The sequence below is a fragment of the Aeromonas sp. R5-4 genome (assembly GCF_040908215.1).
In the GTDB taxonomy this organism is placed as follows: Bacteria; Pseudomonadota; Gammaproteobacteria; order Enterobacterales; family Aeromonadaceae; genus Aeromonas; species Aeromonas veronii.
On the sequence record NZ_JBFODG010000036.1, the window covers coordinates 76,910 to 97,078 of the forward strand.

Annotated in this window: 21 protein-coding genes; 10 read left to right on the forward strand and 11 right to left on the reverse strand. The window is 61.6% G+C overall.

Features of this window, described 5'->3' with window-relative positions; genetic code table 11:
• Positions 1-21: 21 nt before the first annotated feature.
• Complete coding sequence (locus tag AB5Y83_RS20495; protein ID WP_368175874.1) at positions 22-2,475, reverse strand: zinc/cadmium/mercury/lead-transporting ATPase; 2,454 nt, start codon at positions 2,473-2,475, stop codon at positions 22-24.
• 184 nt (positions 2,476-2,659) lie between these two features.
• On the opposite strand from AB5Y83_RS20495, the gene tpx reads away from it, so the two are divergent.
• Positions 2,660-3,160 (forward strand): thiol peroxidase, encoded by a 501-nt coding sequence (gene tpx / locus AB5Y83_RS20500; protein WP_005341463.1) that lies wholly within the window; start codon positions 2,660-2,662, stop codon positions 3,158-3,160.
• A 59-nt stretch (positions 3,161-3,219) separates the two neighbouring features.
• On the opposite strand, the gene AB5Y83_RS20505 is transcribed toward tpx, so the two are convergent.
• Complete coding sequence (locus AB5Y83_RS20505; RefSeq protein ID WP_368175875.1) at positions 3,220-4,047, reverse strand: transporter substrate-binding domain-containing protein; 828 nt, start codon at positions 4,045-4,047, stop codon at positions 3,220-3,222.
• A gap of 144 nt (positions 4,048-4,191) precedes the next feature.
• On the opposite strand from AB5Y83_RS20505, the gene AB5Y83_RS20510 reads away from it, so the two are divergent.
• Entirely contained in the window at positions 4,192-5,412 is a 1,221-nt protein-coding gene (locus AB5Y83_RS20510) for a DEAD/DEAH box helicase (RefSeq protein WP_368175876.1), read from the forward strand.
• 1 nt (position 5,413) lies between these two features.
• Here AB5Y83_RS20510 and AB5Y83_RS20515 read toward each other — a convergent pair whose 3' ends face one another.
• The 3 genes from AB5Y83_RS20515 to AB5Y83_RS20525 form a co-directional block, all read right to left on the reverse strand.
• Positions 5,414-6,199: a hypothetical protein gene (locus tag AB5Y83_RS20515; protein ID WP_368175877.1), complete on the reverse strand. Its 786-nt coding sequence runs from the start codon at positions 6,197-6,199 to the stop codon at positions 5,414-5,416.
• Positions 6,196-7,512 (reverse strand): sphingomyelin phosphodiesterase, encoded by a 1,317-nt coding sequence (locus AB5Y83_RS20520; RefSeq protein ID WP_368175878.1) that lies wholly within the window; start codon positions 7,510-7,512, stop codon positions 6,196-6,198. The genes AB5Y83_RS20515 and AB5Y83_RS20520 overlap by 4 nt, the downstream gene beginning before the upstream one ends.
• A 198-nt stretch (positions 7,513-7,710) precedes the next feature.
• The gene (locus AB5Y83_RS20525) at positions 7,711-8,541 is read right to left on the reverse strand and encodes a CPBP family intramembrane glutamic endopeptidase (protein WP_236381137.1); all 831 of its coding nucleotides are present in this window, start codon (positions 8,539-8,541) and stop codon (positions 7,711-7,713) included.
• 120 nt (positions 8,542-8,661) lie between these two features.
• On the opposite strand from AB5Y83_RS20525, the gene AB5Y83_RS20530 reads away from it, so the two are divergent.
• Positions 8,662-9,399 (forward strand): substrate-binding periplasmic protein, encoded by a 738-nt coding sequence (locus tag AB5Y83_RS20530; RefSeq protein ID WP_368175879.1) that lies wholly within the window; start codon positions 8,662-8,664, stop codon positions 9,397-9,399.
• A 68-nt stretch (positions 9,400-9,467) separates the two neighbouring features.
• Here the strand turns inward: AB5Y83_RS20530 and AB5Y83_RS20535 are convergent, their stop codons facing one another.
• A complete protein-coding gene (locus tag AB5Y83_RS20535; protein ID WP_005348860.1) occupies positions 9,468-9,764 on the reverse strand; it encodes a hypothetical protein in 297 nt (98 codons plus the stop codon).
• Between the two features lie 66 nt (positions 9,765-9,830).
• A complete protein-coding gene (locus tag AB5Y83_RS20540) occupies positions 9,831-10,205 on the reverse strand; it encodes a YacL family protein (protein WP_026034971.1) in 375 nt (124 codons plus the stop codon).
• 209 nt (positions 10,206-10,414) lie between these two features.
• Here AB5Y83_RS20540 and AB5Y83_RS20545 point away from each other — a divergent pair, with 209 nt between their 5' ends.
• The 7 genes from AB5Y83_RS20545 to AB5Y83_RS20575 all read left to right on the forward strand — a co-directional run bounded on the left by AB5Y83_RS20545 (position 10,415) and on the right by AB5Y83_RS20575 (position 17,842).
• On the forward strand, positions 10,415-11,530 hold the full coding sequence (locus AB5Y83_RS20545) for a sugar diacid recognition domain-containing protein (RefSeq protein WP_204382214.1): 1,116 nt from the start codon (positions 10,415-10,417) through the stop codon (positions 11,528-11,530).
• A 118-nt stretch (positions 11,531-11,648) separates the two neighbouring features.
• Complete coding sequence (locus AB5Y83_RS20550) at positions 11,649-12,911, forward strand: GntP family permease (RefSeq protein ID WP_005340326.1); 1,263 nt, start codon at positions 11,649-11,651, stop codon at positions 12,909-12,911.
• A 9-nt stretch (positions 12,912-12,920) separates the two neighbouring features.
• Entirely contained in the window at positions 12,921-14,054 is a 1,134-nt protein-coding gene (locus AB5Y83_RS20555) for a glycerate kinase (RefSeq protein ID WP_279488825.1), read from the forward strand.
• Positions 14,055-14,286: 232 nt separating this feature from the next.
• On the forward strand, positions 14,287-14,850 hold the full coding sequence (locus AB5Y83_RS20560; RefSeq protein ID WP_042053314.1) for an NnrU family protein: 564 nt from the start codon (positions 14,287-14,289) through the stop codon (positions 14,848-14,850).
• Positions 14,851-14,908: 58 nt separating this feature from the next.
• The gene (locus AB5Y83_RS20565; protein ID WP_005340333.1) at positions 14,909-15,445 is read left to right on the forward strand and encodes a glutathione peroxidase; all 537 of its coding nucleotides are present in this window, start codon (positions 14,909-14,911) and stop codon (positions 15,443-15,445) included.
• Between the two features lie 82 nt (positions 15,446-15,527).
• A complete protein-coding gene (locus tag AB5Y83_RS20570) occupies positions 15,528-16,463 on the forward strand; it encodes a LysR family transcriptional regulator (RefSeq protein ID WP_005340335.1) in 936 nt (311 codons plus the stop codon).
• A gap of 182 nt (positions 16,464-16,645) precedes the next feature.
• Positions 16,646-17,842: a NupC/NupG family nucleoside CNT transporter gene (locus tag AB5Y83_RS20575; RefSeq protein WP_160881766.1), complete on the forward strand. Its 1,197-nt coding sequence runs from the start codon at positions 16,646-16,648 to the stop codon at positions 17,840-17,842.
• 101 nt (positions 17,843-17,943) lie between these two features.
• Here AB5Y83_RS20575 and AB5Y83_RS20580 read toward each other — a convergent pair whose 3' ends face one another.
• From AB5Y83_RS20580 to proC, 4 genes are read right to left on the reverse strand one after another with little or no spacing between them, the layout of a single operon-like run.
• Positions 17,944-18,363, reverse strand: a complete 420-nt coding sequence (locus tag AB5Y83_RS20580; RefSeq protein ID WP_005340339.1) for a DUF4426 domain-containing protein — start codon at positions 18,361-18,363, stop codon at positions 17,944-17,946.
• Positions 18,364-18,406: 43 nt separating this feature from the next.
• On the reverse strand, positions 18,407-18,709 hold the full coding sequence (yggU, locus tag AB5Y83_RS20585) for a DUF167 family protein YggU (RefSeq protein ID WP_103251367.1): 303 nt from the start codon (positions 18,707-18,709) through the stop codon (positions 18,407-18,409).
• A complete protein-coding gene (locus AB5Y83_RS20590) occupies positions 18,709-19,260 on the reverse strand; it encodes a YggT family protein (protein ID WP_005341416.1) in 552 nt (183 codons plus the stop codon). Before AB5Y83_RS20590 ends, yggU begins: the two co-directional genes overlap by 1 nt.
• Before the next feature lie 11 nt (positions 19,261-19,271).
• A complete protein-coding gene (gene proC, locus AB5Y83_RS20595; RefSeq protein ID WP_368175880.1) occupies positions 19,272-20,096 on the reverse strand; it encodes a pyrroline-5-carboxylate reductase in 825 nt (274 codons plus the stop codon).
• Positions 20,097-20,169: the final 73 nt, after the last annotated feature.

Consider the following 20,169-nt stretch of genomic DNA (forward strand, 5'->3'; position numbering starts at 1 on the left):
ACCCGGATGCTATCGGCTGGCTTAGCGCTTGCGCAGCAGTCGCAAGGCGTTGGCGGTCACCAGCGCGGTGGCGCCGGTATCGGCCAGCACCGCAATCCACAGGCCGGTGATGCCGAGCAGGCTGGTGACCAGAAAGATGGCCTTCAGCCCCAGCGCCAGCGCAATATTCTGGTGAATATTGGCCAGTGCCGCCCGCGACAACCGGATCATCGCGGCGATGCCACCGAGCTGGTTGTGGGTCAGCGCCGCATCGGCGGTCTCCAGCGCCACATCGGTGCCGCCCCCCATGGCGATGCCGATACTGGCCCGCTTCATGGCGGGGGCATCGTTGATGCCATCGCCGATCATGGCAACCTTCCGGGTGCTGGCCAGCTTGGCGATCTCTTCTACCTTGTTCTCCGGCAGCAGACCGGCACGCCAGCCCATGCCCAGCTCGGTGGCGATCGCCTCGGCGGCACGGGGGTTATCCCCGGTTAACATGATGCTGTTGAGCCCGAGTCGGTTGAGCTCTTGCAGCGCGGCCGCCGCCTCCGGCCGGATCTGATCCCGCAGCGCCAGCAGGGCGACCGGCAGCGCCTTGTCGCCGCTGCTCTGGCAGAGCACCACGACGGTCTTGCCCTGCTGCTCCAGCGAAGCAATCCGGGTTTGCTGTTCCACATTCAGGGTCGCCACCCGGCTCGGTGCCAGCAGTTGCCACAGTTGACCGTTGATGCGTCCCTCAACCCCCATGCCCGGCAGGGCACGCAGGTCGCGAGCCTCCGCCAGCGTCAGCCCCTGTTCGGTCGCGTTGGCGACCACGGCGCGGGCCAGCGGGTGGTGGGAGCCCTGCTCGATGGCGGCCGCCAGTGCCAGCAACTCGTCCTCCGGCTGGCCATTGAGGCACACTAGCTCGGTCAGCTGCGGCTTGCCCAGCGTCAGGGTGCCGGTCTTGTCAAAGGCGACGGTATCGATATGGGCCAGTCGCTCCAGTGCGGCCCCCCCCTTGATCAGGGCCCCCTGACGGGTTGCGGCGGCCAGCGCCGAGGTGACCGCTGCCGGGGTGGAGATGACCAGCGCGCAGGGGCAGCCGATCAGCAGCAGCGCCAGCCCGCGATAGATCCACTCGTCCCAGCTCTGGCCGAAGGCAAGGGGCGGCACCAGCACTACCAGCAGGGCAACCAGCATCATGGTCGGGGTGTACCAGCGGCTGAAGCGGTCGATAAAGCGCTCGATGGGGGCGCGCTGGCTTTCGGCCTCTTCGATGAGGTGCAGAATGCGGTCGATGGCGTTGTTGCCGGGCTCGGAGACGACTTCAAGGCGCAGCACTCGATCGGCAGCCAGACTGCCGGCCGGCACCTTGTCACCCTGACGGCGTTCCACCGGAATAGACTCACCGGTCAGGGCGCTCTCGTCAAACGCACCGAGTTCATCGAGCAGGCGGGCGTCGGCAGGTAGACGGGCACCCGGGGCGATTTCGATGATATCGCCGGGACGCAGCTCATCGGCAGCTACCTCTTCCCGCACCTCGCCCTCGGCAGTGGTACGGATCCGCAGCGCCTTGTCAGGCACCAGCGCCATCAGGGCGGTGACCCCGGCCCGAGCGCGACCGGCGGCGTAGGCCTCCAGATGCTCACCCAGCATGAACAGCAGCAGCACCATGGCTGCTTCGGCGGTTTCGCCGAGGAACAGGGCCCCCACGGCGGCGACCGTCATCAGGGTCTCGATAGCGAAGGGGGAGCCGCTCTTGGTCAGCGCCCACGCCTTGCGGGAGATGGGCCACAGGCCCCAGAGGGTGGCCAGGGTAAAGAGCGGCTGACCGAACTCGCTCGGCAGCAGGGCGGCGACCAGCATCAGACTGGCCAGTGACAGGGGCTGCCAATATTTGCCCAAAAAGTTACCGAATAGATTGCCTTGCAGAGGCTGTTGTGAAGCTTGCTTACGGCCAGCTGCCTGCTTGTCAGCACTTTCCCCCTTGAGCTGGAAACCGGCGGCCAGCACGGCGGCGGTGACGGGATCGGGGGAGAGGCCGGGGGCCAGATCCACCACCAGCTTCTCGGTGGCAAACAGCACGCGCGCCTGCTGCACGCCGCTCACCCGGCTGACGGCGGTCTCGATCTTGCGGGCGCAGCTGGGGCAATCCATCCCCAACACCTGCCAGCTGTGGCGGCTGTTGCCTTGCACCGGTGCAATCAGCGGGTCGACAGGGGGCTTATCGTGCTCATGCTCATGCTCATGCTCATGATCGTGAGCTGGCGATAAGGGGGCGCTGCAGCACGCTTTATCGTGGCAACTTCCTCGGGGAGGCTCTTCATCCCCGGGTGATTCATTGCCGTCACGGGATGCGTGCTCATGAGGCGTCAGGGTTGAACAGCAACTGACGGGCGTGGTGTTGTCGCAGCAGTGGCTATCGTGGTGATGTTCACTCTGGCCGGGGGCCGCCTTGCTGACGGCCTTGATGGGGGCGGCGTGCTGATGATTGCAGCAGGATTTGCTCATGATGAGTCCCTCTTGATGGATCCCGCCCCTGCGAGATCCCTGATTACTGAGAAGGAGTCTAAACCTTGGTGTTAAGTCCAAGGTCAACCCCTTTATATCCCTTGTCTTCGCGGGTGTTTGTCTGGTCTCGCCGCCCCTATACTGATCACCCGGATTTTTACTACACCAATAAAGGACATAACACATGAGCAACTCAGTCACTCTGCAAGGCAACCCGGTCTCCGTCGCTGGTCACTTCCCAGTCGCCGGTGAGCAAGCCAAGCCCTTCTCCCTGGTGGCCAAGGATCTCTCCGACGTGACCTTGGCAAGCTTTGCCGGTCAGCGCAAAATCCTGAACATCTTCCCGAGCGTCGATACCCCGACCTGCGCGACCTCTGTGCGCAAGTTCAACGAGCAGGCCAGCGCGCTGGAGAACACTGTCGTGCTGTGCATCTCCGCCGATCTGCCGTTCGCCCAGTCCCGCTTCTGCGGCGCCGAAGGTCTGGACAAGGTAGTGACCCTATCCACCCTGCGCGGTGCGGCCTTCATGGAAGATTACGGCGTTGCCTTCTCTTCCGGTCCGCTGGTCGGTCTGACCGCTCGCGCCATCGTGGTGCTGGATGGTGACAACAAGGTGCTGCACAGCGAGCTGGTCGCCGAAGTGGCCGACGAGCCGAACTACGCCGCTGCGCTGGCCGTGCTGTAAGGCTGCAAGCCATAAAAAAATCCCGCTTCGGCGGGATTTTTTATGCGGGAATTGTCCGTTCAGGGCGTAGCGGGCGGGGTGGTCGCCGGTTCAGCCTTGGCGGTTGGGGAGGGTTGCCACTCCACATAGGGGCGGTGGATCTTCTCGTAGATCTCGGCCAGTTTGCCGGAGGCAGCCAGCTGATCGATGGCTTGGCGGAGAAATTCGTCCATCTCATCACCTGCAGCCCCTTTCTGGATGATGAAGACATCCTCGAAATCTCCGAAAAATTCTCGCCTGATATTGGTCAGCCCCAGCTGCTTGAGCATCAGGTCGGCCTCCTCTTGTGCCCAGACAAAGGCGTCGATACGGCCGCGTGAGAGCTTGCGCAGTGACTGCTCGATACTCATCGAGCGCTGCACCGGGAAGGGCATATAGTCGGGAACGGCTTCAATCAGCAGGTCCCGTTTGGTGGGCACTATGCCATAGGCCATATCCGTGGTGACCGGATAGGCGGTATTGCTGTAAATCACATGGGCAACCTTGCCAAAACTGCGGGTACTGAAGCGATAAGCCAGCATATCGATATCCTTGAGGTTGCGGATGGCGGGCAGCCCCAGGTCAGCCTTGCCGGAGATCACCCCAGCCATGGCACGGGCGATGGGGTAGATGGTGATCTTGATGGTCACATCGGGGTAGAGATCATCGATGGCGTGCACCAGATCGACAAAGGGGCCTGTCTTGTCGGCATTGATCAGCCCCGGCAGCTCGCCAAGGTGGGCATTGAGGATGCGCACCGGTTTCGGCGGCTCGGGGGTGGCGTCGTTTTCCGGAGTCTGCGACAGGCCGAGGGTGGCGCTGCCGAGCAGGGTGACCACGAGCAGCAGAAGGGGGATGTGTCTGGTCATGGCGTGTCTCTCTTGGTGATGGGTCAGCTAAAGTGTAGTCAGCCCGTCGCCAGCGCCCCTCGGCCAGGCCATCATGGATAGGGTTTTACTTCTCGGCCCCCGCTCACTAGACTTCGCCTCCCACTTCTTTGTTGACGTAGCGCCATGACCTTTAGCGAACTTGCCCTCCATCCCGCTCTGCTTGCCTCTTTGCCCGCCACCTTGCAGACGCCGACCCGCATCCAGCAGCTTGCCATTCCGGCGGCGCTGGCGGGGCAGGATCTGCTGGCGCTGGCCCAGACCGGCAGCGGCAAGACGCTGGCGTTTGGCTTGCCGCTGCTGCAACGGCTGGATCCTGCCTCCAGTCAGGTGCAGGGTCTGGTGCTGGTGCCGACCCGCGAGCTGGCGATTCAGGTCACTGTTGCGCTTAAAGAGGGCGTCGAGGCGCTGGGGCTGCGTATCGTGACGTTGTGTGGGGGCGTTGCGCAGGAGCGGCAACAGGCCGAACTGGCGCAGGGGCCACAGCTGCTGGTCGCCACGCCGGGGCGGTTGCGGGATCTGCTGACCCAGCAACTGTTGGGGCTGGATGGTTTGCAACTGCTGGTGCTGGATGAAGCGGATCGCTTGCTGGAGATGGGCTTTGCTCCCGACATCAAGGCGCTGCTCGGCTTTATTCCGGCGGATCGCCAGACCCTGCTCTTCTCCGCCACCTTGCCTGCCGAGCTGGAGGCGCTGGCCAACGGCCTGCTGCGCGAGCCTACCCGTATCGAGGCCACCCCCCTCAACAGCGTGGTAAACGAGATCGAAGAGCGGCTCTATCTGGTCAACAAGAGCAGCAAGGTACCGGCGCTCATCAGCTTGCTCAAGGAGCAGGCGTGGCCGCAGGTGCTGGTCTTTATCAGTGCGCGGGATGATGCCGACGGGGTTGCCAGAAAGCTGGCCAAGGCAGGTATCGCTGTGGCTACCCTTCATGGCGAGAAGGAGCAGGCGGTGCGCGAGCAGGCGCTCGGCGATTTCAAAGAGGGCAAAATTCGGGTGTTGGTGGCCACCGACCTGATGGCGCGCGGTATCCATGTGGAGGCGCTGCCGGTGGTGATCAATCTGGATCTGCCCGCCAGCGCCCCTGTCTATGTACACCGCATCGGTCGTACCGCCCGGGCTGGCCGCGAGGGGCTGGCCATCTCGCTGGTCTGTCATGGCGAGAGTGACATGCTGCAAGCTATCCGCACCCTGACTGGCCGCGAGCTGCCGTTGGGCGATCTGGCGGGATTCCCGGTTACCGACCAGCCTGCCAGCGGGGAGGGCAAGCGCCCCCCTCGTGACAAGCAGGCCAATCGCCGCACTCAGGCCAAGCGCAGCGTCAAGCAGTTCAAGGGCAAGCGCTGACTCAGGGTTTGCCTTGCTCCCGAGCGAAGAAGTCACGACGCCACTGGCTCAACACCTCCTCCTTGTGTTGTTGCCACAGCGCAGGATCCATCTGCTGTTGGCTGGCCGCCAGTTGCTGCTCCAGCTCGGCCAGCTCTCGCTGGTAGCGGCTGCGTTGATCGAGCTGTTGCTGGCGCGCCCCGGCAAACGCCAGCGTGGCTTCGGCCTGCTCTGCGGGCAGGAAGTGATGGGCCAGGGTGGCCAGCTCCTCATCTCCCCAAAGCTGACGAGCTTGCTGCAGGCGGGCATCCGGGTTGAACAGATCCATCGCCAGATCCGGATGATCCGCCGCCCACTGATCCTGCAAGCGGCTGAGGGCGTCCAGCCGCTCGGCCAGCGGTAACTGCTCGCTCTCCTGTGCCAACTGATCCAGCGCCAGGGCATAGCGCCCTTGTAACAGGATCAGGCTCTCCCCCTCGCTCAGCCACCCGGCCTCTGTTGCTTCCAGATTGCTCACACGCTGCGCCAGCGGCAACTCGCTGTCGCTGATCTCGCTGGCAAGCTGGTTGATCAGTTCATCCGGCATCGCCTGCCAGCTGCTGGGCACTTCTTTGCTTTTGCCATCTATCCCCTCAGCGTTGGGCATTCGGGGAGGCTGGCTCCCCGGTTCTGCTGGCAATTGCACATCGGCCGGAGAGGGCGTCGTCGACCGTTCTGGCGATATCGGAGATGGCTCTTCCTGCCAGCCCAGATTCACCAGTAAAAGGGTCAGGATAGCCAGCGCCAGTATCCCGTAACGACGAGTCATCGGCTGATCTCTCCCTTGACCGGGAAGTGGTCTGAGAGGTTGCTGGCGGGCCAGAGGCTGCCATCGCTGCTGCGCGGGATCCAGACCGTGTTGAGGTTGTGGCTGGCGTTGCCGTACTCCCGACTCACTACCAGATAGTCCAGATACTCGACGTTGGCGCCACCGGAGAGCGGGCCACCGGCATAGGGGTTGATCCTGGGATCGAAGGTGGCTTCGGTATAGCCGCCATAGGCGGGCTCATGGGCGTTCAGATTGGCCAGCATGTTGGCGTAGTCATCGGCAAACTTGCGTTTGTTGACGTTGAAGTCGCCGCCGTAGATGACGGTGTCCGTGGTCGGGATCTTGAGGCTGGCAGCCAGAGAGCGGATCTGACCGAACTGGATCTGCCGCAGCTTGCGCGCCTCGTCGGTGTCGAAGCTGGCGGTGTGGGTAGCGAACAGGTGCCACGCCTTGCCCCCCTTGATCACCTCGGCGTACATCACTCCCTTGTCGGCGAAGCAGTCGGTGCCGGTGCATTGGGGATAGACCAGCTGGGCCTCCCGCACTATGGGATAGCGGCTGACGATCACCACGCCGCCGTCATGAATGTTGACCCCGGGCTTGTCGAGTACCTTGGTCTGGTAGGGGTACTCTTTCGCCAGCGCCTGCAAAAAGCCCTCGCGGCGGCCATCGAATACCTCTTGCAGCAGCAGGGCGTCATAGCCCTTGAGATAATCAGGCAGCAGGGTCAACCGCTCGCCGATGCTGGAGGCGATCACCGGCAGCGCCCAGACGTTGTAGCTGGCCACCTTGAGCCTATTTTCTGCCGGTTCCGGTTGCTCCCGTTTTTGGGGGGGCGTGATCATATAGTGCAGATCGTCGTAGCGGCCGGTGAACTTGGCGGCAAAGGCCAGCTCTTGTGGCCCCGCAACGCGATGGATCGCCCTATCGTTTTGCCAGCCGGATGCGCTGGTCGGTGTCTCGCCACCGTGCTGCAAGGTGGTGTTCCACCAGGTTCCCTCCATCAGCTGGTTGAGGCGATAGACGTCGCCACCCGCTGTGGTCACGCGGGTTTCGAACAGATAACTCTTGCCCGCTTTTACCCCCTCATAGCGATTGAAGCTGAGTACCATGGCGCTCTCCCATGGGCCCAGCTCTGTGCGGTGCTGAAGCCACTGACTGCCGGGTTGCAGCTGGCCGCTGCCGCTTTGGCGGATGTCGATCTGGAGCGGTTCAGGGCTGTTGTTGGTGAGATAGACATCGGTATCGGCCAGTGCCAGTTGCGGGAACTGGCTGACCAGCAGCAGGGCGGCATAACTGAGGGTTTTCTGCATCACAGGATCCTTTTGGTTGCAGGGCAATGGAAAGTGACTGTTATGGCGAATGCAGAGGTCAGTTTGTTTACACTTTGGTTACAAGTAAATGAATTGGTTTTGTTTGGAGCTTTGTGGAGGTGTAAAGCGATTGAGGCAGCACGCTTAAAGAGAGAGGGAAGTGCGAGGGAAGGCGCCCGTGTCAGGCGCCTTCAGGAGTTAGCGGTGGGCCAGCGGGTAGGTGAAGAGCGCCAGATGGGCGAAGTTGAAGGCGAAGTGGATCAGGATGGCCACGGAGAGTCGCCCGCTGAGCTGGAATGCCAGGCCGTAGCAGCAGCCTGCCAGGGTCGCAAACAGCGCCAGCAGTGGGCCACCGGGCAAGTGGATGGCTCCGAACAGTAGCGCAGCCACGACGATGCCAATCCAGGGGCGGTAACGCTCGGTCAGCCCCTGCTGGATCGCGCCGCGAAACAGCGCCTCTTCCGCCACACAGGTGAACAGCAGATTGTTGAGTGCAAACAGCCACCACCAGTGGGGCAGACCCACTTCCGGTTTCAGTGCCCCCAGTTGCCAAGCGATGACCAACAGGGCACCCAGCGGCAGCAGTAACAGGGCCAGCGGGCGCCAGCGGATTGCGCCCCCCTTGCCCAGCAGCATCGGGCAGGCCAGCAGCAAGCCAAAGAGTAGCAGCGGCTTGTCGAGGTTCAGATACATGTTGAACGGCACGCTGGCGGGGCCTGCCAGCGCCTGATCCAGCGCCTTGAGATTGTTGAAGCCGGGGATGAGGTGCAGGGTCAGCGCAATCGCCCAGAGGATCAGCACCACTCTGGTCACCATCGCCCAGCGGGCGGGGAGGGTTGGCGCACGCCACGCCAGCAGTAATCCTGCGACCGAGACCAGCAGGGCGGGTAGCGTCATTCGGTCAAGCCACAGTGCCAGCAGCAGGGAGAGTCCCAGCAGAGCAAAGGCGGGAAGACGCTGGCGGAAGAGGGCAAGCAGCACGGCCAGCGCCAGCGCGCCCCAGATAAATGAGTCGGGGAGGGGTAACATTGGATCTCCTTGATCGAGGCAGGCGGCAACCTTAACAAGTGGGCGTCAGCAGGACAACCGCGCAGGAGGTGGTCGGATCCCTTCTCTATACTCATCAACAGGGTAAAGGGAGAGCAGCTGATGAAGCACTGTCTGTGGTTGTTGTGTTGTTGGTGTGTCTGGCTGCAGGCGGCACCCTTGCTGCTGGTGACCGGTGAGTTCACCCCCTATACCGGCAAGGCACTGCCTGCAGGCGGCGAGAGCACCCGGCTGGTGACGACCCTGCTGCAAGAGGCCGGGTATCGGGAGATCCAGGTCGACTACCTGCCCTGGCCCCGCGGCTATCAGTTGACCCGTAATGGGTTGGTCGCGGCCACCTTCCCCTACGCCTGGACTGCCGAGCGGGCCAAGCTTTTCCACTACAGCGCTCCCATTCACATAGATCGCCTCTCCTGGTTCACCTATCGGGGGAGCGAGGCCATTCAGGCTGGCCGCTGGCAAGGGTTGCGAGTCTGCATTCCGCTGGGATGGAGCACCAGCCATGCCGACGGGGTGATCAAGCGTTTCGGGCTGGATCTGCAGCGCCCCAAGACCCTGGCACAGTGTCTGCAACTGCTGGATCGTAAACGGATCGATCTGCTGCCGATGAACGAGACGGTGACCCGGGATGCCAGCCGTCAGCTGTTTGGCGACCCCTGCCATCTGCAGGCATTGCCCCACTTTCGCCAGAGCGACACTTTTTATCTGATCATTTCACGGCAGTACCCGGAGGCCGCCAACCTGCTTGAGCGCTTCAATCATGCTCTGGCTGCCGCCCGTGCCGATGGTCGCTATGACCAACTGATCTCCCGAGCCGGAAAGGGGATCGATTGCCGTTGAGAGTGCCTAGGCGGAAAACAAAAAGCCGGAGCAGTGGCTCCGGCTTTCTTTTATGCCTTCAGGGGTGATTAGCGGCCTGATTCGGCGATCACGCGGGCGATAATATCGGCGCGCTTGCCGGCTTCCAGTTCGCCCAGGGCGATCAGGCCAGCCTTGAAGATGACGTTCTTCGGCAGGCTGACATCGTCCAGCGTGGCGATCGCTTCAACGTGCATACCGTTCAGGCGGCTGGCATCGCGCGGGCTCAGGTTGACCTGAGTGTTCATCACCTGCTTGCCTTTCTTCTTGGCAGGTGCAGCCGCTTTCTTGGTGGATTCCTGTTCTTCGTCTTCCGGCAGTTCGTCATCAAAATCGTAAATAGACATAGTCAATCCTGTTGAGTTAGGCAAAAGGGCACGTTTGCCCGACATAGTAATCCGACATTGGGTCAATCAGCCCATATCCTCGTTACGGATAAAGGCGCGCCAGGAGGTGAGCACCTGGGCAAAATCTTCCAGCCCGCACATGGCCAGCTGTTCATCATCGTAGTAGGCGAGATCGTCAAGATCCTCACCCAGCTCGATATTGAGGGCGTTGGCTTTCACCTCCGCCTCTTCATGGGTCAGCAGCAGGGAGTAGTCACCGCCGTTGAGCCGATATTCGACTCGGGTGCGGTTGGAGAGCTGATCAATGATGGAGAAGAGCTCGTCGAGCTTCTCCTCATCCTTGCCAACCTCGTCGATCAGCCACTGACCGATGGCTTCATGGCCCATGGAGAACCGGGCGCGATAGCCACCAAACGGGTCGCGGCGAAATTCATAATCCATAGCACAGTCCAGATCGGAGGGATGGGCCATCACGGGCAGGCGGGTGCAAGCACGCAATTCCTGCTCCATGGCGGGGCACACATCGGGTAAAGTGGCCTATTCTAGCGATCCCCCTCTCGCTTGTCTTGATGATGTGGCATCTTTGCGCCCATGTGCTCTGAATCGACCCATGGTGACGTAGCCAGATCAGCCCCTTGTCCGGAGATGTTATGCAGCTAAACGATAATCTTGCCCGCCAGATCGTCGCACGGGCGATGAAGATCCTGTCGTTCTCGGTCAACGTGATGGACGAACACGGCCTCATCATTGCGTCCGGCAATCCGGAGCGGCTCCATCAGCGTCACGAGGGGGCCGTGCTGGCACTGACCGAAAACCGGGTGGTGGAGATCAGCGAAGCGACCGCCCGCGAGCTCAAGGGGGTGCGTCCCGGTATCAACCTTCCCATCGCCTATCAGGGGGAGCTGATCGGGGTGATCGGCATCTCTGGTGATCCGGACATCGTTCGTGCTTACGCCGAACTGGTGCGAATGACGGCAGAACTGATCCTGGAGCAGGCAGCGCTCACCGAGCAGTTGCAGTGGGACAAGCGCCACAAGGAGGAGCTGGTGTTGCAGCTCATTCGTGGTGAGGGGCGAGTTGATCAATTGCAGCAGGCGGCCCGCTTTCTCGGACTGGACTTGGCCCAGCCTCGGGTGGTGGCCGTGCTGGCGCTGGAGGAGGCGGATCCGGCGCGTCTGCGAGAGCTGGTCCATCAGCTGGAAAATCCGGAGCGGGACAATCTGGTCGCCATCAACGGGCTCGACGAGATAGTGGTGCTCAAACCGGCGCAATTGAGTGATGGCGTCTGGCAATCGGCGCAGGAGCGCAGCCGGATCAAGCAGTTGCTGGCCCGCATTCCCCACTTCAAGGTGCATATCGCGGTGGGCGATTACTTCGCCGGGATCGACGGGCTGGCGCGCTCATACCAGACGGCGCGAGATACCCTGCGCCGTGGCATGCGGCAGGCGCCGCGCAAACAGGTCTACTTCTTTGAGGACTACCGTTTGCCGGTGCTGCTGGGCAGTCTGGCGGACTCCTGGCAAGCGGATCAGCTGCGCACACCGCTGCAGAAACTGGCCCGGGAAGATGGCAAGGGGGCGCTGCAGAAGACCCTGCGCCACTATTTCTTGCAGGATTGTGATCTGCATCGCTGTGCCGAAGCCCTGTTCATTCACCCCAATACCCTGCGCTATCGTCTGGGGCGGATAGAGCAGATAACCGGGTTGAATTTCAACAAGTTAGACGACAAATTTTTGCTCTATCTCGGCCTTAATCTCGACTTGTAATTGTAAAGTTAGACAAAAAAATACATTTAAATGATGTTATTTTTGGCTATTCAGCCAAAGCATTCTGATTGCAGATCTCCATAATGGCGGCCATTCACTCCCATTGAAGGTGTCCGTCATGATCCCGGTTACAGCCCTTGGCGCCATCGCGGCGCTCTCCATCGCCATCATCCTCATTTTGAAGAAGGTGCCGCCCGCTTACGGCATGATCGTGGGTGCCCTGGCCGGTGGCCTGATTGGCGGTGCCGATCTGACCCAGACCGTCGCCCTGATGATCGGCGGCGCCCAGGGGATCACCACAGCGGTGATGCGGATCCTGGCGGCCGGTGTACTGGCGGGCGTACTGATCGAATCGGGTGCCGCCACCACTATCGCCGAGACCATCGTCAAAAAGCTCGGTGAAACCCGCGCCCTGCTGGCGCTGGCGCTGGCAACCCTGATCCTGACTGCGGTCGGCGTGTTCGTGGATGTGGCCGTCATCACGGTCGCCCCCATTGCGCTGGCCATCGCCCGCCGTGCCGACCTCTCCAAGGCGGCCATCCTGCTGGCGATGATCGGCGGCGGCAAGGCAGGTAACGTCATGTCCCCCAACCCTAACGCCATTGCCGCGGCTGATGCCTTCCATCTGCCCCTGACCTCTGTGATGGCGGCGGGCATCATTCCGGGTCTGTTCGGTCTGGTGATGGCCTACTGGCTGGCCAAGAGGTTGAACAACAAGGGCAGCAAGGTGGCCGCCGACGAAGTGGTGAGCTTTGCCGGTGCCAAGTTGCCAGGCTTTGCCGCCGCCATCAGTGCACCGCTGGTCGCCATCCTGCTGCTGGCCCTGCGTCCTGTTGCCGGTATCGTGGTGGATCCGCTGATTGCACTGCCCCTCGGTGGTCTGGTTGGTGCCCTGATGATGGGTAAATTCAGCAAGGTGAACCAGTTTGCGGTCTCCGGTCTCGCCCGCATGGCGCCGGTCGCCATCATGCTGCTGGGTACCGGTACCCTGGCGGGCATCATTGCCAACTCTGGCCTGAAAGATGTGCTGATCAGCGGCCTGACCGCCTCCGGTCTGCCTTCTTACCTGCTGGCGCCTATCTCCGGTGCTTTGATGTCGCTGGCGACCGCCTCGACCACCGCCGGTACCGTGGTGGCCTCCAACGTATTCAGCTCCACCCTGATTGAACTGGGGATCAGCAGTCTGGCCGGAGCAGCCATGATCCATGCCGGTGCCACTGTGTTTGACCACATGCCCCACGGCTCCTTCTTCCACGCCACCGGTGGCAGCGTCCACATGGGGGTGGGGGAGCGCCTGAAACTTATCCCTTACGAAACTGCAGTCGGTCTGACCATTGCCACTGTCTCCACCCTGATGTTTGGCGTGTTTGGCCTCGCCTAAGGAATTGATATGAAAATTGTTATTGCCCCCGATTCATTCAAGGAGAGTCTGAGCGCCATGGCGGTGGCTGATGCCATCGAGGCCGGTTTCAAGCAGGTACTGCCGAACGCCACCTACGTCAAATTGCCGATGGCCGATGGTGGCGAGGGCACGGTGCAATCGCTGGTCGATGCCACCGGTGGCCGGATCCTGCCGGTCGAAGTGACCGCGCCCCTTGGCAACAAGGTGCAGGGCTTCGTCGGTCTGCTGGGTGATGGCGAGCGCGCCGTCATCGAGATGGCCGCCGCCTCCGGTATCCATCTGGTCGCTCCCGAGCAGCGCAATCCGCTGCACACCTCCAGCTTCGGGACCGGTGAGCTGATCCTGGCCGCGCTGGAGATGGGGGTGAAGCACCTTATTCTCGGTATCGGCGGCAGCGCCACCAATGACGGCGGTGCCGGCATGATCCAGGCGCTCGGCGGCAAGCTGCTCAAAGCGGATGGCTCTGCCATCGAGCTGGGTGGCGCCGGTCTTGCCGAACTCGCGACCATCGATCTGAACGGTCTGGATCCGCGCCTGAGCGATCTGATTATCGAGGTGGCGTGCGATGTGAACAACCCGCTCTGCGGCCCGAAAGGCGCCTCTGCGGTGTTTGGCCCGCAAAAGGGGGCGACCCCCGAGATGGTGGCGCAGCTCGATGCCAACCTCTCCCGTTATGCCGACTGCATTGAACAGGCCCTTGGCAAGCAGGTGAAGGATATTCCGGGGGCGGGCGCTGCCGGTGGCATGGGGGCCGCGCTGGTCGGTCTGCTTGGTGCCGAGCTCAAGCCCGGCATCCAGATCGTCATCGAAGCGCTGAAACTGGCCGAGGAAGTGGCCGATGCGGATCTGGTCATTACTGGGGAAGGTCGCATCGACAGCCAGACCATCCATGGCAAGACGCCAATCGGTGTCGCACGTTGCGCCAAGCAGTTCGGCAAGCCGGTGATCGGTATCTCCGGCTGTCTGACCGATGATTGCGGCGTGGTGCACGAGCACGGGCTGGATGCAGTTTTCGCCGTGGTCAACCGTGCCATGTCTCTGCCGGAAGCGCTGGAGAGCGCCAGCACCAACATTCAACTCACTGCGCGCAACGTAGCAGCGCTCTATCAGCTCAAGGGCTGATCCGGTTCGGCCGATGCGCCCCATCGGCCACTCAATATCCCCGTTTGGGGCATCTCCCATCCCGCGAGATGTCTGACTGCCCTGGCACTTATTTGCCGATCCATAGTGATCGGCTCTTTTCTTTCTGCTCCTTTGTCTTGCCACACTTTTGACTCCATGGGTAAGCGCGGTTTTGATAGGCGCAAATCTCCCTTTACGGCATAGTGGTCGTACCAAGTACAAGGAGAGACTCATGTTCCTGCTGACCCTGGGGGTTGCGCTGTTTACCCTGATCCATCTCTACCCCTGTTTTGCGGTGGCCCATCGGGCGCGACTGAGAGAACGGCTGGGTGAGAATCGCTACAAGGGGCTCTTCTCCCTGCTGGTGTTTGTCGCCATTGCCTGCATCATCGCCGGTTGGCGCTCGGCCAGCTCGCTGCCGCTCTACTTCCTGCCGGATTGGGGGCCGATGACCATGACGGTGATGATGCCCTTTGCGCTGATCCTCTTTTTCTCCGGCCAGGGGCCCAACCATCTGCGCCGCTGGCTGGTACATCCCCAACTGCTCGGTACCCTGCTCTGGGCGGTGGCTCATCTGCTGGTCAACAGCGAGGCGCGATCTCTGGTGTTGTTTGGCGGCATCGGACTCTGGGCGCTGGTGAGCATGGTTTGGATTTCGGTGCGGGACTGGCAGCGATATCCCCGTCCTGCGGCCAACTGGACGGGCACCGGCATCAGCGTCGGGGCGGGCCTGGCTGCCACCGCGCTGCTGGTGTTCTGGGGCCACGGCTGGCTGACCGGCATTCCATTGCATTGAGAGTGAACTGCGGCTCTGGTAACCGCGTATGATGGACAAAACAAAAGGAGTCTTGGCGATGAAATGGTTCACTCTGTTGCTGTTATTGGGGGCTGGCGCGGCCTCTGCGGCGTGCCCCGATTATTTCAATGTGGAGATGCGGGAGCTAAACAACTCTCAGCGCCACAACCTCTGTCAGCTGACCGAGGGCAAGGTGGTGCTGGTGGTCAATACCGCCTCCTACTGCGGCTACAGCGGCCAGTTCCGCGATCTGGAGAAGCTCTACCAGAGCTACAAGGATAAGGGGCTGATTATTCTCGGTTTCCCCTCCAACGACTTCTGGCAGGAGGCGGGCAACGAGACCAAGACCGCCGAGGTGTGTCGCCGCGACTATGGCGTCACCTTCCCCATGTTCAATCGGGTAGCGGTGCGGGGCTCCGATGCTGTGCCACTGTTCAAGGGGTTGGCGGCGGCCGCTGATGGGGATGAGCCGAACTGGAACTTCCACAAGTATCTGGTGGGGCGCGATGGCAAGTTGATCGCCAGCTACGGCGCCAACCAGAATCCGGCTGACGACCCCCTCAAACTGCAGATCACCCGGGCGCTGGGGCTCTGACCCTACCCCTTGGCGGGCGGCTCTGGAATAATGGGCTCCCGCCACTCAATCCGGTTATCCTGTGCTGCAACGTCTTCCTCAAATGGTGATCTTCGATGCGCTGGTGCGCGAGCAGGGGATCTCTGCCGCCGCCCGTCGTCTCGGGGTCTCCAAATCCCATATCAGCAAGCAGCTGGCGCTGCTGGAGACCACCCTTGGCGCCCAGCTGGTGCAGCGCACCACCCGCCGCTTCGTCCTGACCGAGCTGGGTCAGGAGTATGCCCGTCACTGTCATGCGCTGGTGGCGGTGGCGCAGGAGGCTGACTCCATGATCGCCGAGCGGCGCGGCAAGGTGAGCGGCGTGCTCCATCTCGGGGTGGGCCAATCTTTTGGCCGTCTGCACGTCATTCCCCATCTCAAGGCGTTTCAGGATCGCTATCCCGAGCTCGAGCTGGAAGTCTCGCTGTTCGACCACAGAACCAATCTGGTGGATGAGGGGCTGGATCTCTGGCTCACCACCTATGAGGACAAGCCGGAAGGGCTGGTGGGACAGCGGCTGGCCGACATTGGCTTCGTGGTGGCGGCTTCGCCGGATTACCTGCTGAGCCACGGCACGCCGCTCCATCCCAAGGATCTGGCCCAGCACAACTGCATCACTTACCAGAGTCGGGAGCGGCGCTATCACCAGTGGTCGTTTCGCCAGGGCAAGGAGCGCCAGACGGTGCAGGTAGCGGGTAACTATCGGGTGGATATGGCGGAGGCGGTGCGGGATGCGGCGCTGGCCGGTCTCGGCATCGCCTATATTGCCAACTACTTGCTGGACAAGGAGTTACAGAGCGGCAAGCTGATCCCGGTGTTGCCAGGGTGGCGACCAAACCAGCAGATGGCGGTACACGCCGTTTATGCCCGTCGCGAACATCTGGATCCCAAGATCCGTCTCTTCATCGATTTCCTCAAGGCCCGCTTTGGCCCCGAACCCTATTGGGAGCAGCGACTGGCCCCCTGGCTCGGGGGTAAATTGTCCGGCGGTGAGGAATGATTGTTTCCATACAAGAACTCTTGATTTCTTTTGATACTAAAATCGAACCAAATCAGCCAGTTGGCGCAACCGATATCGTGCAAACGTTTTTTCTAACAGGGTTGTAACCAAGCGGACTTGCAGTGACGGGGGGAGAGGCGCAGAATCCGCGCCCATCTTTTGCCCCACCTGATGGAGTCCCTATGATTGCCCTGCTCGGCATCCTGAGTATCCTGGCGCTTGCCGTCATCTGCTCTGATAATCGTCGTCGTATCCCGTTGCGAACAGTTGGCCTTGCCCTCTGCCTGCAAATCATGTTTGCCGGTCTGGTGCTCTGGCTGCCTGCCGGTCAGCAGGTGCTGAACGGGGTCAGCGAGAGCGTAAGCAGCGTGATCGGTTATGGTCAGGAGGGGATCGCCTTCCTGTTCGGCGATCTGGCCAAGTTCAAGCTGGGCTTCATCTTTGCCTTCAACGTGTTGCCGGTCATCATCTTCTTCTCCGCGGTGATCGCCATCCTCTACCACATTGGCATCATGCCTCGGGTGATCGCCCTGCTGGGTGGTGGCTTGCAGAAATTGCTGGGCACCGGCCGCGCCGAGAGTCTTTCCGCGACCGCCAACATCTTCGTCGGCATGGTGGAAGCGCCGCTGGTGGTCAAACCCTACCTCTCCAAGATGTCCGATTCCCAGTTCTTCGCTGTGATGAGCTGTGGTCTCGCCTCCGTCGCCGGTGGCACCTTGGTGGGCTATGCCAGCCTCGGGGTTGAGCTGAAATACCTGATCGCTGCCGCCTTCATGTCGGCCCCTGCCGGTCTGGCGATGGCCAAAATCCTGGTGCCGCCGGGAGCTGAAGAGGTCGATCACCATCAGGATGTCGAGATCCCCCGCGCCACCAACGTGATTGAAGCGGCGGCCGATGGCGCCATGTCCGGCCTCAATATCGCGGTGGCGGTCGGTGCCACCCTGCTGGCCTTCGTTGGCGTGATCGCCATGCTCAATGGTCTGCTCGGCTGGGCTGGTGGTCTGGTGGGGCTGGATCTGAGCTTCCAAATCATTCTGGGCTGGCTGTTTGCCCCCGTCTCCTGGCTGATCGGTGTGCCCTGGGATCAGGCGCAAGCCGCTGGCGCCCTGATCGGTACCAAGATCGTGGTCAACGAGTTCGTCGCCTTTATCGGTCTGGTGCAGGATCAGACCCTGAGCGAGTCGAGCAAGGCCATCGTGACCTTCGCCCTGTGCGGGTTTGCCAACATCTCCTCCATGGCGATCCTGATCGGCGGTCTGGGTTCCATGGTACCGGAGCGCAAATCCTTCATCGCCCGTTACGGCATGCGCGCCATTCTCTCCGGCGTGCTGGCGAACCTGATGAGCGCCTGTCTGGCCGGCCTGTTCCTCGCCCTGTAACCGCCGCGGTACGGAATAGATGTAACAAGGGCGCCCTGATGGCGCCCTTGTCATATGGATAAAATGAAGCCCCGACCTTGGTCGGGGCTTCTTGTTGCTGCTCAGTCGACGTAGAAGGTCTGCTGGAAGCTGAGGTTCTGTTGCTGTCCACCGCCCATGATCTTCAGGGTGAACTGATAGGTATCTTCGTTGCGGTAAGGGAGGGTCGCCAGATAGTAGATGGCATCGCCCTCTTTTACCTCCTGAAAGTTCAGGGTGCGGATGGTGCCGGTCAGGTTCTTGGCCTCACCGGTGATCCCCACTGCTTGTGCCACTTTCTGCTTGTCCTGTACCGCGATATTGATGATGGCGTTGTAGCGGCTGCGCTCCAGTCCATACGCCTTGGCGACCTCTGGTGTGAGGAAGCTGGAGTTGAAGGCGTTGTAGTGCACCAGCCAGGGCCCCAGTTCCTTCATCTGTTCTGCCTTGAGCGGCAGGGTCATCAGCAGTGCCAGCAGGCCACTCATCCAGGCTGTTTTCATCTGTCATCCCTCTCATATCTACGGTTGGCGCAGGCCGATTCATTCAGCCTTGCGTGTCATTCAGCAGTGCACTCACTTCTTGCGGCAACTGTTTGGGGCTGTCGATGGCGACGGTTTTGTGCCGCCCCAGCTCGCCCCGCACTATGGTGATCTGTCCCTTGGCCACCTTGAACTGCTTGGCCAGAAACTTGATCAGATGGCTGTTGGCCTGGCCATCGATGGGCGGCGCCGTGATGGCCACTTTCAGCTCTTCGCCATGCAATCCGATGATCTGATCCCGACTCGCCTTGGGCTGGATCACCAGATGCAGTACCAGTTCATCCCCTTGTTGCAGGACGGCTGGCATCAAATCATCCACCACAGCTGGCCGAACAGGTCACCCAGCAGGTAGTTGATGGCTTGCAGGCCGATAAAGGCGACCAGCACCGAGAGATCCAGTCCGCCCAGTGCCGGCAGTACGCGGCGGATAGGGGCGAGGAATGGCTCGGTCAGCTGATGCATCACGTATTCGATGGGGTTGCGGCCCTGGCTGACCCAGCTCAGGATGGCGCGGATCAGCAGTACCCAGAAGATCATCGAGCCCGCTTTCTTCAACACAGTCAGTGCCGCGAAAAGGCTGATGCTGAGCCAGTCCGCCAGCAGCACGTTCATGCTCTTGAGCAGGGCCAGCTTGGCGAAGGCGATGGCCAGCGCCAGCACCACGGAAGCGAGATCGATGCCGCCAAAGCCCGGGATAACGCGGCGCAGCGGGATCACCAGCGGATTGGTCAGCTTGACCACCATCTGGCTCATCGGGTTGTAGAAGTCGGCGCGGGCCCACTGCAGCCAGACGCGCAGCAGGATCACCATCAGGTAGAGATCGAAAACGGTGTTAATCAGAAAGTAAGCAGTGTTCATCTGGGCTCCTGTTAGAAGAGGGTTTCCATTTCGGTGGCACGAGCGACGGCCGCCTGCATGGCTTGCGCAGTCAGCGGCATCAGCCCCTGCTGCTGGAAGGTGTTGATCGCCTCAAAGGTGGTGCCGCCCTTGCTGGTGACCTGCTCACGCAGGGTTTGTAGCGCCAGATCGGGGTTTTGCGCCACCATGGCGGCTGCGCCCAGTGCGGTCTGCTGCACCAGCAGGCGTGCCTGATCGGGCGAGAAGCCCATCGCCTCAGCCTCTTCGGCGATCGCCTGCATAAAGAGGAAGAAGTAGGCCGGAGCACTGCCCGCCGCGGCGATGACGCCGTTGATGCCAGACTCCTGCTCCACCCAGAGGGTTTTGCCGACCGCCTGCATCATCTGCTCGGCAAAGTCGCGATCCGCGGCGGCAATATGTTCGGGTGCATAGAGGCCGGTCATGCCCAGACCAAGCAGGGCAGGGGTATTGGGCATGGTGCGGATGATGCAGTCGTGGCCACCGGCCATCTCGCCAAGGCGCGCCACCTTGATGCCCGCCGCGATGGAGATGAGCAGCTTGCCCTCAAGGGAGCCCAACTCTTCAACCAGTGCTGACAGCATGCCGGCCATCAGCTGCGGTTTGACCGCCAGCACGATCACTTCGGCGTCACGGGCCGCCTCGGCATTATTCTGGGTGATGCGAATGCCATGTTCGCTCGCCAGCGCCTCCAGCTTGGGCAGACTGGGGTTGGCAGCCGTGATCTGCCCGGCGGGATAACCCGACTTGACCAGTCCGGCGATGATGCTGCGGCTCATGTTGCCCGCGCCGATAAAGGCCAGCGTTCTATGCTGCATCAGATGCTCCTGTAGCATATGGGGTCGCGGCGAGGTTGGCGCTGCCTGCACCACCTGACGCCAGAATTCGGTG

Bases quoted from the DNA above. Each gene is read 5' to 3' on its own strand.
- AB5Y83_RS20520 (WP_368175878.1), bottom strand. From the start codon at position 7,512: ATGCAGAAAACCCTCAGTTATGCCGCCCTGCTGCTGGTCAGCCAGTTC.
- tpx (WP_005341463.1), top strand. From the start codon at position 2,660: ATGAGCAACTCAGTCACTCTGCAAGGCAACCCGGTCTCCGTCGCTGGT.
- AB5Y83_RS20535 (WP_005348860.1), bottom strand. From the start codon at position 9,764: ATGTCTATTTACGATTTTGATGACGAACTGCCGGAAGACGAAGAACAG.
- AB5Y83_RS20495 (WP_368175874.1), bottom strand. From the start codon at position 2,475: ATGAGCAAATCCTGCTGCAATCATCAGCACGCCGCCCCCATCAAGGCC.
- AB5Y83_RS20545 (WP_204382214.1), top strand. From the start codon at position 10,415: ATGCAGCTAAACGATAATCTTGCCCGCCAGATCGTCGCACGGGCGATG.
- AB5Y83_RS20530 (WP_368175879.1), top strand. From the start codon at position 8,662: ATGAAGCACTGTCTGTGGTTGTTGTGTTGTTGGTGTGTCTGGCTGCAG.
- AB5Y83_RS20575 (WP_160881766.1), top strand. From the start codon at position 16,646: ATGATTGCCCTGCTCGGCATCCTGAGTATCCTGGCGCTTGCCGTCATC.
- proC (WP_368175880.1), bottom strand. From the start codon at position 20,096: ATGCAGCATAGAACGCTGGCCTTTATCGGCGCGGGCAACATGAGCCGC.
- AB5Y83_RS20580 (WP_005340339.1), bottom strand. From the start codon at position 18,363: ATGAAAACAGCCTGGATGAGTGGCCTGCTGGCACTGCTGATGACCCTG.
- AB5Y83_RS20560 (WP_042053314.1), top strand. From the start codon at position 14,287: ATGTTCCTGCTGACCCTGGGGGTTGCGCTGTTTACCCTGATCCATCTC.
- AB5Y83_RS20550 (WP_005340326.1), top strand. From the start codon at position 11,649: ATGATCCCGGTTACAGCCCTTGGCGCCATCGCGGCGCTCTCCATCGCC.
- AB5Y83_RS20510 (WP_368175876.1), top strand. From the start codon at position 4,192: ATGACCTTTAGCGAACTTGCCCTCCATCCCGCTCTGCTTGCCTCTTTG.
- AB5Y83_RS20565 (WP_005340333.1), top strand. From the start codon at position 14,909: ATGAAATGGTTCACTCTGTTGCTGTTATTGGGGGCTGGCGCGGCCTCT.
- AB5Y83_RS20505 (WP_368175875.1), bottom strand. From the start codon at position 4,047: ATGACCAGACACATCCCCCTTCTGCTGCTCGTGGTCACCCTGCTCGGC.
- AB5Y83_RS20555 (WP_279488825.1), top strand. From the start codon at position 12,921: ATGAAAATTGTTATTGCCCCCGATTCATTCAAGGAGAGTCTGAGCGCC.
- AB5Y83_RS20570 (WP_005340335.1), top strand. From the start codon at position 15,528: ATGGTGATCTTCGATGCGCTGGTGCGCGAGCAGGGGATCTCTGCCGCC.
- AB5Y83_RS20540 (WP_026034971.1), bottom strand. From the start codon at position 10,205: ATGGATTATGAATTTCGCCGCGACCCGTTTGGTGGCTATCGCGCCCGG.
- yggU (WP_103251367.1), bottom strand. From the start codon at position 18,709: ATGCCAGCCGTCCTGCAACAAGGGGATGAACTGGTACTGCATCTGGTG.
- AB5Y83_RS20590 (WP_005341416.1), bottom strand. From the start codon at position 19,260: ATGAACACTGCTTACTTTCTGATTAACACCGTTTTCGATCTCTACCTG.
- AB5Y83_RS20525 (WP_236381137.1), bottom strand. From the start codon at position 8,541: ATGTTACCCCTCCCCGACTCATTTATCTGGGGCGCGCTGGCGCTGGCC.
- AB5Y83_RS20515 (WP_368175877.1), bottom strand. From the start codon at position 6,199: ATGACTCGTCGTTACGGGATACTGGCGCTGGCTATCCTGACCCTTTTA.